Source organism: Polaromonas sp. CT11-55 (assembly GCF_047303325.1).
GTDB lineage: Bacteria > Pseudomonadota > Gammaproteobacteria > Burkholderiales > Burkholderiaceae_C > Polaromonas.
In genome coordinates, this window is the sequence record NZ_JBKBEX010000003.1 from 41097 (window position 1) to 57174 (window position 16078).

The 16078-nt window shown below is 62.4% G+C and carries 12 protein-coding genes; 11 read left to right on the forward strand and 1 reads right to left on the reverse strand.

Annotated features, from left to right (window positions below; all coding sequences use genetic code 11):
* Window positions 1–180: 180 nt before the first annotated feature.
* Window positions 181–1323: a recombinase RecA gene (gene recA / locus ACEN8I_RS03825; protein WP_413326474.1), complete on the forward strand. Its 1143-nt coding sequence runs from the start codon at window positions 181–183 to the stop codon at window positions 1321–1323.
* 73 nt (window positions 1324–1396) lie between these two features.
* Window positions 1397–1888 carry a recombination regulator RecX gene (gene recX / locus ACEN8I_RS03830; RefSeq protein WP_413326476.1) on the forward strand — a complete coding sequence of 164 codons (492 nt, stop codon included), beginning with the start codon at window positions 1397–1399 and terminating at the stop codon, window positions 1886–1888.
* Between the two features lie 2 nt (window positions 1889–1890).
* Here the strand turns inward: recX and argC are convergent, their stop codons facing one another.
* Window positions 1891–2802 carry an N-acetyl-gamma-glutamyl-phosphate reductase gene (gene argC / locus ACEN8I_RS03835; RefSeq protein WP_413326478.1) on the reverse strand — a complete coding sequence of 304 codons (912 nt, stop codon included), beginning with the start codon at window positions 2800–2802 and terminating at the stop codon, window positions 1891–1893.
* 286 nt (window positions 2803–3088) lie between these two features.
* Between argC and sucC the strand changes: the two genes are divergently transcribed.
* The 9 genes from sucC to ACEN8I_RS03880 all read left to right on the forward strand — a co-directional run bounded on the left by sucC (window position 3089) and on the right by ACEN8I_RS03880 (window position 16071).
* On the forward strand, window positions 3089–4249 hold the full coding sequence (sucC, locus tag ACEN8I_RS03840; protein ID WP_007870246.1) for an ADP-forming succinate--CoA ligase subunit beta: 1161 nt from the start codon (window positions 3089–3091) through the stop codon (window positions 4247–4249).
* Between the two features lie 18 nt (window positions 4250–4267).
* A complete protein-coding gene (sucD, locus tag ACEN8I_RS03845) occupies window positions 4268–5161 on the forward strand; it encodes a succinate--CoA ligase subunit alpha (RefSeq protein ID WP_413326480.1) in 894 nt (297 codons plus the stop codon).
* Between the two features lie 107 nt (window positions 5162–5268).
* Window positions 5269–5970 carry a TerC family protein gene (locus tag ACEN8I_RS03850; RefSeq protein WP_413326482.1) on the forward strand — a complete coding sequence of 234 codons (702 nt, stop codon included), beginning with the start codon at window positions 5269–5271 and terminating at the stop codon, window positions 5968–5970.
* 315 nt (window positions 5971–6285) lie between these two features.
* Window positions 6286–9033: a CHASE2 domain-containing serine/threonine-protein kinase gene (locus tag ACEN8I_RS03855; RefSeq protein ID WP_413326484.1), complete on the forward strand. Its 2748-nt coding sequence runs from the start codon at window positions 6286–6288 to the stop codon at window positions 9031–9033.
* Between the two features lie 13 nt (window positions 9034–9046).
* On the forward strand, window positions 9047–9832 hold the full coding sequence (locus tag ACEN8I_RS03860; protein ID WP_413326486.1) for a Stp1/IreP family PP2C-type Ser/Thr phosphatase: 786 nt from the start codon (window positions 9047–9049) through the stop codon (window positions 9830–9832).
* Window positions 9833–9870: 38 nt separating this feature from the next.
* Complete coding sequence (locus ACEN8I_RS03865; RefSeq protein WP_007870233.1) at window positions 9871–10530, forward strand: FHA domain-containing protein; 660 nt, start codon at window positions 9871–9873, stop codon at window positions 10528–10530.
* Between the two features lie 62 nt (window positions 10531–10592).
* A complete protein-coding gene (locus ACEN8I_RS03870) occupies window positions 10593–12842 on the forward strand; it encodes a CHASE2 domain-containing protein (protein WP_413326489.1) in 2250 nt (749 codons plus the stop codon).
* 35 nt (window positions 12843–12877) lie between these two features.
* Complete coding sequence (locus tag ACEN8I_RS03875) at window positions 12878–13669, forward strand: 3',5'-cyclic-nucleotide phosphodiesterase (RefSeq protein ID WP_413326491.1); 792 nt, start codon at window positions 12878–12880, stop codon at window positions 13667–13669.
* Complete coding sequence (locus ACEN8I_RS03880) at window positions 13666–16071, forward strand: GspE/PulE family protein (protein ID WP_413326493.1); 2406 nt, start codon at window positions 13666–13668, stop codon at window positions 16069–16071. The genes ACEN8I_RS03875 and ACEN8I_RS03880 overlap by 4 nt, the downstream gene beginning before the upstream one ends.
* Window positions 16072–16078: the final 7 nt, after the last annotated feature.

Below are 16078 nucleotides of genomic sequence, written 5' to 3' on the forward strand. Positions count from 1 at the left end.
GTGTCGTTTCCGCCATAAAAGCATGGTAATCCAGTTGATCAGGCAAACTGACTAAAAATAGGGTTTACTTATTTTTATAGCGCCCATAAAGTACTGATCATGCATCCAGCGCTGTGATTAAAAGCAGATGCTGGAATCCAGGCAACAAGTTTTACATCATTGATTTTCAAGGAGTTTTTCATGGAACTGACCAACAAGCTGAACCCCGCCCAGAACCCCGTGCAAAGCGCCGCCCTGAACACCGAAAAGGCCAAGGCCCTGCAGGCCGCGCTGGCCCAGATCGAAAAGCAGTTCGGCAAAGGCACCATCATGAAGCTGGGCGACGGCGAAGTGATTGAAGACATCCAGGTCGTTTCCACCGGTTCCCTGGGCCTGGACATCGCCCTGGGCGTGGGCGGCCTGCCGCGCGGCCGGGTGGTTGAAATCTACGGCCCGGAATCTTCGGGCAAGACCACGCTGACCCTGCAGGTCATCGCTGAAATGCAAAAACTGGGCGGCACCTGCGCTTTTGTGGACGCCGAGCACGCGCTGGACATCCAGTACGCGCAAAAGCTGGGCGTGAACCTGCAGGACCTGCTGATTTCCCAACCCGACACCGGTGAGCAGGCGCTTGAAATCGTCGACTCCCTGACCCGCTCCGGCGCGGTGGACCTGATCATCGTCGACTCGGTGGCGGCGCTCACGCCCAAGGCCGAGCTCGAAGGCGAAATGGGCGACTCGCTGCCCGGCCTGCAGGCCCGTTTGATGAGCCAGGCGCTGCGCAAGCTCACCGCCACCATCAAGAAGGCCAACTGCACGGTCATCTTCATCAACCAGATCCGCATGAAGATCGGCGTGATGTTCGGCTCGCCCGAAACCACCACAGGCGGCAACGCGCTGAAGTTCTACGCCTCGGTGCGCCTGGACATCCGACGCATCGGCTCCATCAAGAAGGGCGAAGAGGTGATCGGCAACGAGACCCGCGTCAAGGTGGTCAAGAACAAGGTGGCCTCGCCCTTCAAGACGGCGGAGTTCGACATTCTTTACGGCGAGGGCATCAGCCGCCTGGGCGAGGTGCTGGACCTGGGCGTGGCTGGCCACATCGTCGAGAAAGCCGGCGCCTGGTACGCCTTCAACGGCGAAAAAATCGGCCAGGGCCGCGACAATTCGCGTGAATTCCTCAAGGAAAACCCCGAACTCGCGATCGAGATCGAAAACAAGGTGCGCGAATCGCTGGGCATTCCGCTGGTGCAGGTTGCCGGCAGTGTCGACGCCCCGGCCGAAAAGCCGGCCAAGGCTGAAAAAGCCGAGAAGGCCGAAAAGCCCGCCAAGGCCGCAGCCTGATAGCTGGCAGCCAGCCTGGGAGCGTGAAGCAGCCGCCAAAAGGCAGTGCTTGCGCGGCCCGGGCCGATTGACCATGGACAAGCCCTCAGATCGCAAACCCCCGAAACCCGCCACTCGAGCGGGTTTCGGCCTTTCGCTCAAGGGCCGTGCCTTGCGTTACCTGGCCGGGCGCGAGCATTCACGCGCTGAGCTGGAACGCAAACTCGCGCCCCATGAGGAAACGCCGGGCCAGCTGGCCCAGGTGCTGGACGACTTGCAGGCCAAGGACTTCATCAGCGAGGCGCGTGTGGTCGAATCGGTGATCAACCGGCGCGCCGGCCGTTTTGGCGCGGCGCGCATCAAGCATGAATTGCTGGGCAAGGGCCTCAGCGCGGAGCGCGTGGCCGGCGCCATGGACAGCCTCAGGGGCAGCGAATTGGAGCGCGCCCGCGAGATCTGGCGCAAAAAATTCGAGGGGCCGGCGCCTGACGCGGCCGGCCGCGCCAAACAGATGCGTTTTCTGGCGGCGCGGGGCTTCGGCGGTGAAGTCATCCGCCGCGTCGTATCGCAGGCGGACGAGGACTGAGCTTAGAGGCTCAACATCAGTTTCAGGTTTTGCACGGCGGCACCCGAAGCACCCTTGCCCAGGTTGTCCAGCCGCGCCACCAGCACGGCCTGGCGGTGCTCTTCATTGGCGAACACGCGCAGTTCCATCTTGTTGGTGTCGTTGAGCGCCAGCGCATCGAGTTTGTTCGATTCGGGCGCGGCTTCCACGGTCACCCATTCGCTGCCGGCGTAATGTTTGGCGAGCATGTCCTGCAATTGCGCGCCGGTCGGCTTGCCGGGCAGCAGGTCCAGGTGCAGCGGCAGTTGCACCAGCATGCCCTGCTTGAAGTTGCCGACGGAAGGGATGAACACCGGGCGGCGCGACAGGCCGGTGTATTTCATGATCTCGGGCAGGTGCTTGTGCTTCAGGCCCAGGCCGTAGAGCTCAAACGCGGGCGCGGTGCCGGCCTCGTAGTCTTCAATCATTTGTCGTCCGCCGCCGGAGTAACCGCTCACGGCGGGAAGGCTCAGGGGGAAATCGGCCGGTATCGCGCCGGCGTCGACCAGCGGGCGGATCAGCGCGATCGCGCCGGTGGCATAGCAGCCGGGGTTGCCGACACGGTCGGCGGCCGCCACGGCGGCGCGCTGCGTCTGCGTGAGTTCGGGAAAGCCGTAGACCCAGCCGGGCACGGTGCGGTGCGCGGTGGAGGCGTCGATGACCTTGGGTTTCTTGCCGGTCAGGGAGTCGATCATGGCCACCGATTCGCGCGCCGCATCGTCGTGCAGGCACAGGATCACCATGTCCACCTGCGCCATCAGCGCGCGCTTGGCCGCCGCATCCTTGCGCAGATCGGGCGCGATGCTGACCAGCTCGATTTGCGGCATGGCTTGCAGCCGTTCGCGGATCTGCAGGCCCGTGGTGCCGGCTTCTCCGTCAATAAAAACTTTGGGCATGAATGAGGACTTCCAGGGACTGAGAACAGAACGAAATACGCAAATAAGGCAAATACAGGGGCGCGCCAGCAGGCCAAAAACGCCTTAAAAATGCCCAATTCGGGGCTATTTCGGGGTGTAAGCCGGGCACAAGAATTGTGCGTCGCACCATGATACAGTTCTGCGTTGCTGCCTGCAGTGACCGCCGACGTGGTTTTTTGGGCCGGTGTGGCCTGTTTCCGACACCCCACAGCCCTGTCCAAATCCCAGTTGCACCCCCTCTTTTACTGAATTCTGAAGGTCTTTCATGAAAATTCACGAGTACCAGGGCAAGGAAATCTTGCGCAATTTTGGTGTGCCTGTGCCGCGCGGCATTCCGGCGTTCACGGTGCAGGAAGCGGTGGAAGCCGCCCAGAAGCTAGGCGGCCCGGTATGGGTGGTCAAGGCGCAAATCCACGCGGGCGGCCGCGGCAAGGGCGGCGGCGTGAAGGTCGCCAAGACCATTGAGGACGTCAAGCGCATCGCCGGCGAAATCCTGGGCATGCAGCTCAAGACGCACCAGACCGGCCCCGAAGGCCAGAAAGTCCGCCGCCTCTATATTGAAGACGGCGCCGACATCCAGAAGGAATATTACGTCTCGGCCGTGACCGACCGCGAGTCGCAAAAGGTGGCCTTTATCGCCTCCAGCGAAGGCGGCATGGACATCGAAGAGGTGGCCCATTCCCACCCCGAAAAAATCATCAAGGTGTTTGTCGATCCGCTGGTCGGCATGACGGACGCCCAGGCCAAGGAAATCGCAAGCGGCATCGGCATGCCTGCCGACTCCGTGCCGCAGACCGTCGACATCCTGCAAAAGCTCTACAAGTGCTACATGGATACCGACGCTTCGCTGGTTGAAATCAACCCGCTGAACCGCAACAGCAAGGGCGAAGTCATGGCGCTGGACGCGAAGTTCAACTTCGACGCCAACGCGCTGTTCCGCCACCCCGAAATCGTCGCCTACCGCGACCTGGACGAGGAAGACCCGGCTGAAGTCGAAGCCAGCAAGTTCGACCTGGCCTACATCAGCCTGGACGGCAACATCGGCTGCCTGGTCAACGGCGCGGGCCTGGCCATGGCGACCATGGACACCATCAAGCTGTTCGGCGGCGAGCCGGCCAACTTCCTGGACGTGGGCGGCGGCGCGACGGCTGAAAAAGTCACCGAAGCCTTCAAGATCATGCTGAAGAACCCCGATGTCAAAGGCATCCTGGTCAACATCTTCGGCGGCATCATGAAGTGCGACACCATCGCCGACGGCGTCATCACCGCCTGCAAGGCCGTGAACCTCTCCGTGCCGCTGGTCGTGCGCATGAAGGGCACTAACGAAGACCTGGGCAAGAAGATGCTGGCCGACTCCGGTCTGCCCATCATTGCCGCAGACACCATGGCCGAAGCCGCGACCAAAATCGTGGCCGCCGTCAAGTAAGCCCAGGAGAACACAAGCATGTCGATCTACATCAACAAACACACCAAAGTCATCACCCAGGGCATCACCGGCAAGACCGGCCAGTTCCACACCCGCATGTGCCGCGACTACGCGAACGGCAAAGAGGCGTTTGTGGCCGGTGTGAACCCCAAGAAAGCCGGCGAAGACTTCGAAGGCATCCCGATTTTCGCCAATGTGACCGAGGCCGCCAAGGCCACCGGCGCCACGGTGTCCGTCATCTATGTGCCACCCGCGGGCGCCGCCGCCGCGATCTGGGAAGCCGTGGAGGCCAATCTGGACCTGGCGATCTGCATTACCGAAGGCATTCCGGTCAAGGACATGCTGGAAGTGCGCAACCGCATGAAGGCCAAGGAAGCCGCCGGCGGCAAGAAAACCCTGCTGCTGGGCCCCAACTGCCCAGGCCTGATCACGCCCGACGAAATCAAGATTGGCATCATGCCGGGCCATATCCATCGCAAGGGCCGTATCGGCGTGGTCAGCCGCTCCGGTACGCTGACCTATGAAGCCGTGGCGCAGCTCACCGAAATCGGCCTGGGCCAGTCCAGCGCCGTGGGCATCGGCGGCGACCCGATCAACGGTCTCAAGCACATCGACGTGATGAAGGCCTTCAATGACGACCCGGACACCGACGCCGTCATCATGATCGGCGAAATCGGCGGCCCCGATGAAGCCGAAGCCGCCCAATGGTGCAAAGCCAACATGAAAAAACCCATCGTCGGCTTCATCGCCGGCGTGACGGCCCCGGCCGGCAAGCGCATGGGCCATGCGGGCGCGCTGATCTCCGGCGGCGCCGACACGGCCGACGCCAAGCTGGCCATCATGGAAGCCTGCGGCTTCACCGTGACGCGCAATCCTTCCGAAATGGCCAAACTGCTCAAAGCACTGCTGTGAATAAGCAGTAATACGAATTCCGGCGGAAGCAGCCGGGGCGTAAACTGAAAGCCATTTGAAAGAAAGCGCTCATCGGCGCTTTTTTTCATTCATAACAGGAGATAGCCATGTTTTTCGGACTGGACCTCGCGTCCCCGCTTTTCTGGAGTGCTTTTGGCTCCATCATCCTCGCCAACATCGTGCTGTCCGGCGACAACGCCGTGGTGATCGCCATGGCGGCGCGCACGCTCAAGCCCGAGCAGCGCGGCAAGGCCATCTTCTGGGGCAGCGCCGCGGCCATCGTCATGCGTATCGTGCTGACCATTGTGGCGATCCAGCTGCTGACCCTGCCCTACCTGAAACTCGTAGGCGCGATCCTGCTGGTCTACATCGGCGTGGACCTGCTCAAGGGCGAGGATGACGAAGACGGCGAAGGCCATGAAATCAACGGCATGATGGCCGCCATCCGCACCATCCTGATCGCCGACCTGGTCATGAGCCTGGACAACGTGCTGGCTGTGGCCGCCGCCGCCAAGGGCAACCTGCCGCTGCTGATCCTGGGCCTGCTGGTGAGCATCCCGCTGATCATTTTCGGCGCCACTCTGCTGACCAAGGTCATGGAGCGCTTCCCCATCATCATCACCATAGGCGCCGCCCTGCTCGGTTTCCTGGCCGGCGAAATGCTGCTGACCGACCCGGCTGTGGCCGGCTATTTCGGCGCCGTCAGCGAGCAAACGGTGACCTTTGGCGGGATTCTGGGCGCTGTGCTGGTCGTGGCGCTGGGCACCTACCTCACCAAACGGCAGCAGAAAAACGCCCCTTCCGCCTGAAATCCGCCCGCCAATCCCGCAGCAGCGGGACGGAGCGCGTTCCCTTGCCTGAAGCCCGCATGATGCGGGCTTTTGCACATCCGCCGAAATACCACTTATTTGCAACAGTCGGCATGGCTGCCGTGCAAAAGTCCCTTGTCCAGCCGCACCCCGTCTGTTAATGTCCCCTATCAGGAGACTTGTAACCTGCCGAAACAAAGGGCGGCAGGCATCGTCTGGTGCGCCAAAACGACGGCGCTTACCGGGCGGCCGGTAATACAAAGCAATTAAAAATCGTCTAGCTTATGCACAGCGAAACAGGACAAGGGACGGGTAGTGGCCAAATCATCTAGAAAGCTGAGTCAGTTCTGGCGGGCCGACTGGTTTGTCGGTGTCCTGGTGGTGCTGGCCGTCCTTTTTCTGCACGGCCTGACCGATTTCTTCGGCACCCTGGAGCGCCGCTACTACGACTTCGCGAGCACCAGCACCTCGCGCCAGCCTTCCGACCGCATCGCCATCATCGCTATCGACGACCAGAGCATTGCCAACATCGGGCGCTGGCCCTGGCCGCGCGACGTGCATGCGCAGCTGATCGACCAGCTTTCGGCCGCCAAGGCCAAAACCATCGCGCACACGGCCTTTTTCTTCGAACCGCAGACGGACCGCGGGCTGGTGTTCATCCGCAAAATGAAGGAGGCGCTCGGTCCGGCCGCGGATCCGGCCGCCGCGACTCCTGGCGGCTTGCCCGAACAGCTCGGCAAGGTCATCGCCGAGGCCGAAGTCGCCCTGGACACCGACGCCAAGCTCGCGGCCAGTATGAGCAAGGCCGGCAACGTCCTGGTGCCCTCGGTTTTCCAACTGGGCGTACCGCAGGGCCGCCCCGACAATCCGCTGCCAGCTTATGCCCTGAAAAGCACGGTGGACGAAACCAACAATTTCTCGCTGCCGGCCATACGCGGGCAGCAGCCCATCGAGCAGATAGGTGCGGCGGCCGCCGGCATCGCTCACCTCAACCAGCTGCCCGACGTGGACGGCGCCGTGCGCCAGGAACCGCTGTTGATCAATTACTACGGCAAGGCCGTGCCCTCCATGAGCCTGCTGGTGGCGGCCAAGAGCCTGAACCTCGGGCCGGCGGACATCAAGCTTAATGTGGGCGAGTCGGTGCAGATCGGCAAGCTGATGGTCAAGACCGACGAATCGGCCTTGATGCTGCCGCAGTTCTACAAGGGCAGGGACGGCCGGCCCGCTTTCGCGGTGGACTCGTTCTATGACGTGATCTCCGGAAAAATCCCGGCTGCCAAATACGCCGACAAGATCGTGATCATTGGTGCCACCGCTGCAGGCGTGGGCACCCAGTTCCCGACCCCGGCCGGCCCCGGACTTTCGCCGGCGGAAACCATTGCGCACATCACGTCCAGCATCCTGAGCGAGCATTTCATCGTGCAGCCGGGCTGGGGTGTGTGGGCCACTCTGGGGGTGCTGCTGCTGGTGGCCGGCTATCTGATTGCCGGCCTGCCCAGGCTGTCGGCGGGCAAGGCCGCCATCGTCACCCTGGTGCTGTTCGTGGTGCTGCTGGTAGTTGAATACAGCCTGCTGTCGGCGGCGGCGACCTGGCTCAAGTTCGTCTTCCCCGCTGCGCTTCTGGTTATAGGCCACCTGGCGCTGACCACCAAGCGTTTCCTCATGACCGAGGCCGGCAAGCTCAAGTCCGACGAAGAGTCGGCCGAAACCAACCGCATGATGGGCCTGGCGCTGCAAGGCCAGGGCCAGCTCGACATGGCTTTCGACCGCTTCCGCCGCGTGCCCTTCACCGACGCGCTGATGGACAACATGAACAACCTCGCGCTGGACTTCGAGCGCAAGCGGCAGTTCAACAAGGCCCAGGCCGTGTACGAGTACATGGCCACTTACAACAAGAACCACAAGGACCTGCAGTCCAAGCTCAACCGCGCCAAAAACCTGTCGGAGACGGTCATCCTTGGCGGCAGCGGCTCCCACCCCGGCGGCACCATGCTGCTGGACGGCGGCGCCGTCGAAAAACCCATGCTGGGCCGCTACCAGGTGGAAAAAGAGCTGGGCAAGGGCGCCATGGGCGTGGTCTATCTCGGCAAGGACCCCAAGATAGGCCGTGTCGTGGCCATCAAGACCATGGCGCTGAGCCAGGAGTTCGAGGGCGAGGAGCTCGACGACGCGCGCGAGCGTTTCTTCCGCGAGGCCGAGACGGCCGGGCGCCTGCAGCACCAGAACATCGTGACGATTTTTGATGCGGGCGAGGAGCACGACCTGGCCTACATCGCGATGGAATTCCTCAAGGGCAAGGACCTGGCCGACGTCACCAAGGACGGCAGCCTGCTGCCCGTGCCCAAGGTCCTGTCCATCGTGGCGCGGGTGGCCGAAGCCCTGGCCTACGCGCACAAGCAGAACGTGGTGCACCGGGATATCAAGCCGGCCAACATCATGTATGAGATCGACAGCGATACGGTGAAGGTGACCGACTTCGGCATCGCCCGCATCACCGACTCCAGCAAGACCAAGACCGGCCTGGTGCTGGGCACGCCCAGCTTCATGTCGCCCGAGCAGATCGCCGGCAAGAAGGTCGACGGGCGCTCGGACCTGTATTCGCTGGGGGTGATGCTGTTCCAGATGCTGGCCGGCGTGCTGCCTTTCCGGGGCGACTCCATGGCCGAACTGATGTACAAGATCGCCAACGAAGAGGCGCCGGACATCCGCATCATCCGCAAGGAGCTGCCCGCCCGGCTGGCCGAGGTGGTCGCGCTGTCGCTGGCCAAAAAACCCGAGCTTCGCTACCAGGATGGCGATCGTTTCGCCGCCGACCTGCGCGAGGTCATCGCGGCCCTGGAAGGCGGCGCGCCCCTGGCCGCCCCCGCTTCTTCGCCTCGTGCCGCCCCGCCGGCCGCGCCTGCGGCCACATTCGACGCCACCGTGGTGCAATCCGCCCCCGCCGCGCAGGCGGCCGAACCCAGGGCCTATGATGCCACCCAGGCCTTGAATGCCGGCGCAGCCCAGACCTTTGACAAAACCGTTGTCTCCAGGCCGCCCGCCGCCGACAAAGATACCCAGTGACAACACGAACAAGATGATTTACGAGATTTGTACACATACCGACCCAGGGTTGACGCGGGACAACAACGAGGATGCGGTGGCGTTTGACCCGGCGACGCGGCTGTGCATCCTGGCGGACGGCATGGGCGGTTACAACGCCGGTGAGATCGCCAGCGGCATGGCCGTGGCCTTCATCAAGTCGGAAATGGGGCGCTGGCTGTCCCAGGCCGGCCGTCATGCGAATGCCAAGGAAGTGCGCCGGGCGCTGGAAATCTGCGTGGAAAACGCCAATCATTCGATTTTCAACGCGGCCAACTCCAATCCCCAGTACACGGGCATGGGCACTACGCTGGTCGTGGGCGTTTTCCAGGATGGGCGCCTGATGCTGGGCCATATCGGCGATTCGCGCTGCTACCGCCTGCGCGGCCAGGAATTCCAGCAGATTACCAAGGACCATTCGCTGCTCCAGGAGCAGATCGACGCCGGGCTCATCACGCCCGAGCAGGCGCTGACCTCCCTGAACAAGAACCTGGTGACGCGTGCCCTGGGCGTGGAAGACACCGTGCTGGTAGAGGTCAACGAACACCGCGTGGAGCCGGGCGATCTTTACCTGATGTGTTCCGACGGCCTGTCGGACATGGTGGTGGATCCGGGTATTGCCGCCATCCTGACAGGCGTGGGGACGCTGGAGCAGAAGTCAAAGCAGCTGATTGCGGCGGCGAACGAGGCCGGCGGACGCGATAATATTTCCGTCTTGCTGGCTTATGCGAAAGAAGACTCCGCCAAGCGCGGCCTTTTGTCGAGAATGCTGGGAAAATAAGCGGTGACTGAAAATTTAAAAACAGACAGGAGTCGGCCATGCCGAAAATGATCGTCTCTATTGACGGCGTTGTGATCAAGGAAGTCCAGTTGACGAAAGACAGGACGTCCCTGGGCCGCAGGCCCTACAACGATATCGTCATTGACAACCTCGCTGTCAGCGGGGAGCACGCCGTCCTGCAGATGTCTGGCAACGAGGTCTATCTTGAAGACCTCAACAGCACCAACGGCACCTACGTCAACGGCAAGGCCGTGAAGAAACTGTTGCTGCAAAACAGCGACACGGTGGAAATCGGCAAGTACAAGATCAAGTACGTGAACGAGGCCCAGCCTGCCGGTTTCGAAAAAACCATGATCATCAAGGCCGGCTCCGCGGGCCTGGTCGCGCCTCCCGCCGGTGCGCCGGCGGCGGCGCCCGCCGCCGACGTGGGCGGCAACATCAGCGCGGCCATCAAGGTTATGTCGGGTGCCGCCGCCGGCCGCGAAGTGGCGCTGGTCAAGGTGGTGACCACCATCGGAAAACCGGGTGTCGCGGTGGCCGCGATCACCAAACGGCCCCAGGGCTTTGTCGTGGCCCACGTGGAAGGGGCCGGGAAGCCGACCCTCAACGGCGCGCCTATAGGGGCCGAGCCTGTCATCCTGAAAAACGGCGACATGCTTGAGCTGGCCGGAACGCAGATGCAGTTCGTCCAACATTGACCCGGGTGCCCGCCCGGGCTTCGCCATAACGCGAACCGTCAGCACCCAACACCCGAGGTCTCATGAGACTCCTCTCCCGGCACTGGCCTCGCATCGCTGTCACGCTGATCCCGCTTGTGTTTGCCCTGCTGCATGCCAGCGGTGTCATGCGCCTGGGGGTGTTGCAGCGGCTGGATGACATCATCTACGACGCGCGGCTGCGGGCAACGATGCCGCGCACGCTCGATGAACGCATCGTCATCGTCGACATCGACGAAAAAAGCCTGGCCGAGGTCGGCCGCTGGCCCTGGGGGCGCAACAAGCTCGCGGAGCTGGTGGAGGAGCTGCAAGACCGCCAGAAGACCGCCTTGCTGGGCTTTGACGTGGTGTTCGCCGAGGCCGACGATAGTTCGGGTCTGAAACGGCTCAAGCAGCTGGCGCAGGCCGAGCTCAAGGACCAGCCCGGCTTCTCGGAAAAACTCAGTCAGCTGCAGGCCGGCCTGGACTACGACGCGGTGTTCGCCAAGGCGATCGAAAAGCGGCCCGTTGTGATGGGCTATTACTTCACCAGCGACCGCGATGGGCGCATCAACGGCGTCCTGCCGGCGCCCGTCATGGGCCGCGATGCGCTGGCCGGCCGTCCCATCAAGTTCACCAGCTGGAACGGCTACGGCGCCAACATCGAGCAGCTGGCCAAGGCCGCGCCGTTGGGCGGTTTTTTCAATTCCATCACCGAGGGCGACGGCGTGGTGCGTTCCATCCCTCTGCTGGCGGAATACAAGGGGCAGTACTACGAATCGCTGGCACTGGCCATGTTCCGCATGCTGATGGGCTTGCCGCGGGTCGAGCCCGGTTTTCCGCCGGAAAAATTCCTCACGCGCAACTACCAGGGGCTGGAAAGCATTCTGCTCAAGCAGGGCAGCAAGAGCCTGGCGATTCCGGTCGACGACCGGGTCGCCACACTGGTGCCGTTCCGGGGCCATGGCGGCGCCAACGGCGGCTCCTTCCGTTACATCTCGGCGGCCGACGTGCTGGGCAAGCGCCTGGCGCCCGGCGCGCTCAAGGACAAAATCGTCCTGATCGGCACTACGGCCCCCGGCCTGCTCGATTTGCGGGTGACGCCGGTCGGGGAGACCTACCCCGGCGTGGAAACCCATGCCAACGTGATCTCGGGTTTCCTGGACGGCAAGGTGTTCGTCAAGCCCGATTACGCCGTCGGTTTTGAAATCGTCATCCTGCTGCTGTCGGGTCTGACGCTGGCTTTCGCGCTGCCCATGCTCTCGGCTTCCCGCGCGGTCCTGGTCAGCCTGGCCGTGATCGCCGCCATCGCCGGGCTGAATTTCTGGCTGTATGCGGGTTACGGCCTGGTGCTGCCGCTGGCCAGTGCGCTGGTCATGGCGCTGACGGCCTTCGCGCTCAACATGAGCTACGGCTATTTTGTGGAAAGCCGTTCCAAGCGCGAGCTGGCCAATTTGTTCGGCACCTATGTGCCGCCCGAGCTGGTCGACGAAATGGTGAAAGATCCCGACAGCTACAGCATGAAGGCGACCACCAAGGAGCTGACCGTCATGTTCTGCGATATGCGCGGTTTCACCAAGATGTCGGAGACCATGGAGCCGACTCAGTTGCAGGCGTTGCTCAACAGCGTCTTTAGCCGCCTGACGGACCTGATACGCGGTAACCGCGGCACCATCGACAAATACATGGGCGACTGCGTGATGGCGTTCTGGGGCGCTCCCGTCGACACCCCCGACCACGCCGCGCTGGCCGTGAAAACAGCGCTCGAGATGTCAAACGCCGTGCGCAGGATCAACGAAGAACACAGGACCAAGGGTTTACCCGAGATCGGCATCGGCATAGGCCTGAACACCGGCACCATGTGCGTGGGCGATATGGGATCGGACATCCGCCGCAGCTATACCGTGATCGGCGATGCCGTGAACCTGGGCTCGCGCCTGGAAGGCTTGTCCAAAACCTATGGTGTCGATATCGTGGTCAGCGAGTCCACCCGCAAGCTGGCAGGGGACTTTGCATGGCAGGAACTGGACAAAGTCCGCGTGAAGGGCAAAGATCAGGCTGTGGCTATTTTTTGGCCATTGGCGCCGGCGGACCGGATCGACAAGGACAATGCCGACGAATTGAAGACCTGGGGCCAGGCCCTGAAAGCCTACCGGGCCCAGGATTGGGACCAATGTGACGTGCAGTTACTAAATTTGCAGCGGGCAAATGGCAAAAAGTTCCTTTACCGGCTGTATGCGGAGCGTGTAGCCTCGATGAGGCTGTTGCCGTTTGACCCTGAGTGGGATGGCGCAACCAATTTTGAGACCAAATAACACAAAGACCAACTCAGGGCCAACCGGAAAACCACATGAAAGTACGTGTACTAGGCTGCTCGGGAGCCATCGCCAAGGACTGCCGGACCACGTCTTTTCTGCTGGACCATGATTTGCTGGTCGATGCGGGTACGGGGGTGGGCGACCTCACGCTCGACGAAATGGCCGGCATAGACCATGTGCTGCTGACGCACTCGCACCTGGACCATGTGGCCGCGCTGCCGCTGATGGTGGACGCCATCGCGGCGCGGCGCACCACGCCGATACAGATACACGCCCTGCAGGGCACGATCGACGCGTTGAAGGCGCATATCTTCAACAACACCATCTGGCCGGATTTTTCCAGGATCCCCACGCCGCAGGCGCCGTTCATCAGCTTTCACCCCCTGGATGTGGGGCAGACCCTGCTGCTGGCGGGAAAACACGTGGAAGTGCTGCCTGCGGTGCACACCGTGCCCGCCGTGGGCTATGCCGTGGCCACCGGCAAGGGCTGCTGGGTGTTTACCGGCGATACCGAGCAGAACCCGGCGCTGTGGGCCCGCATCAACCAGATGAACGTGGCCATGCTGGTCATCGAAACCGCCTTCAGCAACCGCGAGCGCGACCTTGCCAAGCGCAGCCTGCACCTGTCGCCCCATGCGCTGGCCAATGAGCTCGACTGCATAGAGCGCGGCAGAAATTACCCGATTTACATCACCCACACCAAGCCGGCCGAGACCGACCTCATCATGGCCGAGATACAACGTTTCGACCAGACACGACCGTTTGGCCCCAATGTGACGCACGACATCCGGTGGTTGCGGGCGGGCCAGGAGTTTGAACTATGAGCGCCGTATTGCAACGAGATCCCCAGGACGAGTTTTTCGACTCGCAGATGCTGCCGCCGCAGGAGCGCGGCGTCACTTTTGAGGCGCTGTACTTCCGGCAACTGCAACTGGTCACCAACCGCATCCATGAGACCGAAAACATCGACCAGATCATGCTGGAGGCGAGTCAGGACATCTGCAAGCTCTTCAACGCCGACCGGCTGACCTTGTACGCGGTCAATGAGGACCGCAGCTCCATCGTGTCCAAGGTCAAGACGGGGCTCAACACCAGCCGCGACCTGAAGCTCCCTGTCAGCGCGCAAAGCATTGCAGGCTATGTGGCCATGTCCCGGCAGATGGTCAATATTGCCGATGTCTACGACGACGAAGCCCTCAAGAAAATCCACCCGGCCCTGAGCTTCCTGCAGGAGGTCGACAAGCGCTCGGGCTACAGGACCAAGCAGATGCTGGTGGCGCCCGTCATGGACGGCGACACGCTGTACGGTGTGCTTCAGGTCATCAACAACCGCAGCGACCAGCCCTTCGGCAAGCTCGAGGAGGACGGCGCGCGCCAGCTCTGCAAAACGCTGGGCATCGCGATACGCCAGCGCATGCAGAGGGCGGAGGACGGCCAGCGCCGCAAGGCGACCAAATACGACGGGCTGGTTACCGAAGGCGTGCTGTCGCAGGACGAGCTGCAGCAATGCATCCAGCAGGCGCGCGAAGAAGGCAAGTCGGTCGAGCACATGCTGATGGCCAACTACCATCTGCGTCCCGCCCAGATAGGCCAGTCCCTGGCGAAATTTTTCGGTGTGGGCTACGAGCCCTACAACCCCGGCCGCATACGCTCCGAAATGCTGCACGGCCCGCTCAAGCGCGATTTCATCGGGCAGCAAGGCTGGATACCGCTGGAGGAAACCACCGAAGGCCTGGTGATCATGTGCATGGACCCGGAAGCCGTGCGCGGGGCGCGCGTTGTGCCGCAGGTGTTTCCACGCATCACCAAGTTCGCCTACCGCGTCACCACCCAGACCGAGTTTGACGAGACGCTGAACCAGCTGTTCGGCGCCGGCGCCGACAGCAGTTCCATCGACCAGCTGCTGGCGGACATGGACTCGCCGCTGGAAGGCGAAGCCGCGGACGATTCCTCGCTGGAATCCGCGGCGGCCGACAACGAGCTGGTCAAGTTCGTCAACAAAGTCATCATCGACGCCTACAACCAGAAGGTGTCGGACATCCACATCGAGCCCATGCCCGGCAAGGCCAAGACCGGCATCCGTTTCCGTGTGGATGGCACCCTGCAGCCCTATATCGAAGTGCCGGCGCAGTTCCGCCAGGCCATGGTCACCCGGCTCAAGATCATGTGCGACCTGGATATCTCCGAAAAGCGCAAGCCGCAGGACGGCAAGATCAAGTTCAAGAAGTACGGCCCGCTGGACATCGAGCTGCGGGTGGCCACGATTCCCTCTGCCGGCGGCGTGGAAGACGTGGTCATGCGTATCCTGGCCGCAGGCGAGCCGATTCCGCTGGAAAAACTCGGGCTGACGGCGCACAACAAGGAGCGGCTGGAGAAAACCGTCTCCAAGCCCTACGGCCTCTTTTATGTCTGCGGCCCCACGGGCTCGGGCAAGACCACCACGCTGCATTCCATCCTGAAATTCCTCAACACGCCTGACACCAAGATCTGGACGGCCGAGGACCCGGTTGAAATCACCCAGAAGGGCCTGCGCCAGGTGCAGATCAACCGCAAAGCCGGCATCGACTTCGCGCTGGTCATGCGCGCCTTCCTGCGGGCCGATCCGGACATCATCATGGTCGGCGAGTCGCGCGACAAGGAAACGGTGGCCATGGGCGTCGAGGCTTCGCTGACGGGCCACATGGTGTTCTCGACCCTGCACACCAACTCGGCGCCGGAATCCATCACGCGCCTGCTGGACATGGGCATGGACCCGTTTAATTTCGCCGATGCGCTGCTGGGTATCCTGGCGCAGCGCCTGGCCAAAAAATTATGCGACTGCAAGGAGGCCTACCATCCGAGCTCGCAGGAGATCAAGGACTTCATCAAGGAGTACGCCGAAGAGCTGCGCCATACCGAAGCCTGGAAGGCCGACGAGGGCGGCGAGTCGCAAAAGCTCTTTGAAGACTGGATGGAGCGCTACGGCAAGGACGGCAAGCTCACCTTGTACCGCGCCGTGGGCTGCGACAAATGCGGCAAGACCGGCTACAAGGGCCGCGTCGGCCTGCACGAGCTCATGATCGCCGACGACGCCGCAAAAAGGCTGATCCAGGAGCGCGCCCGTGTTGCCGAATTGTTCGCCAGCGCGGTCAGCAGCGGCATGCGCACGCTGAAGATGGACGGCATGGAAAAAGTGCTGATGGGCCTGACCGACCTGAAGATGGTCCGCTCCGTCTGTATCAAGTAAGGCCTTG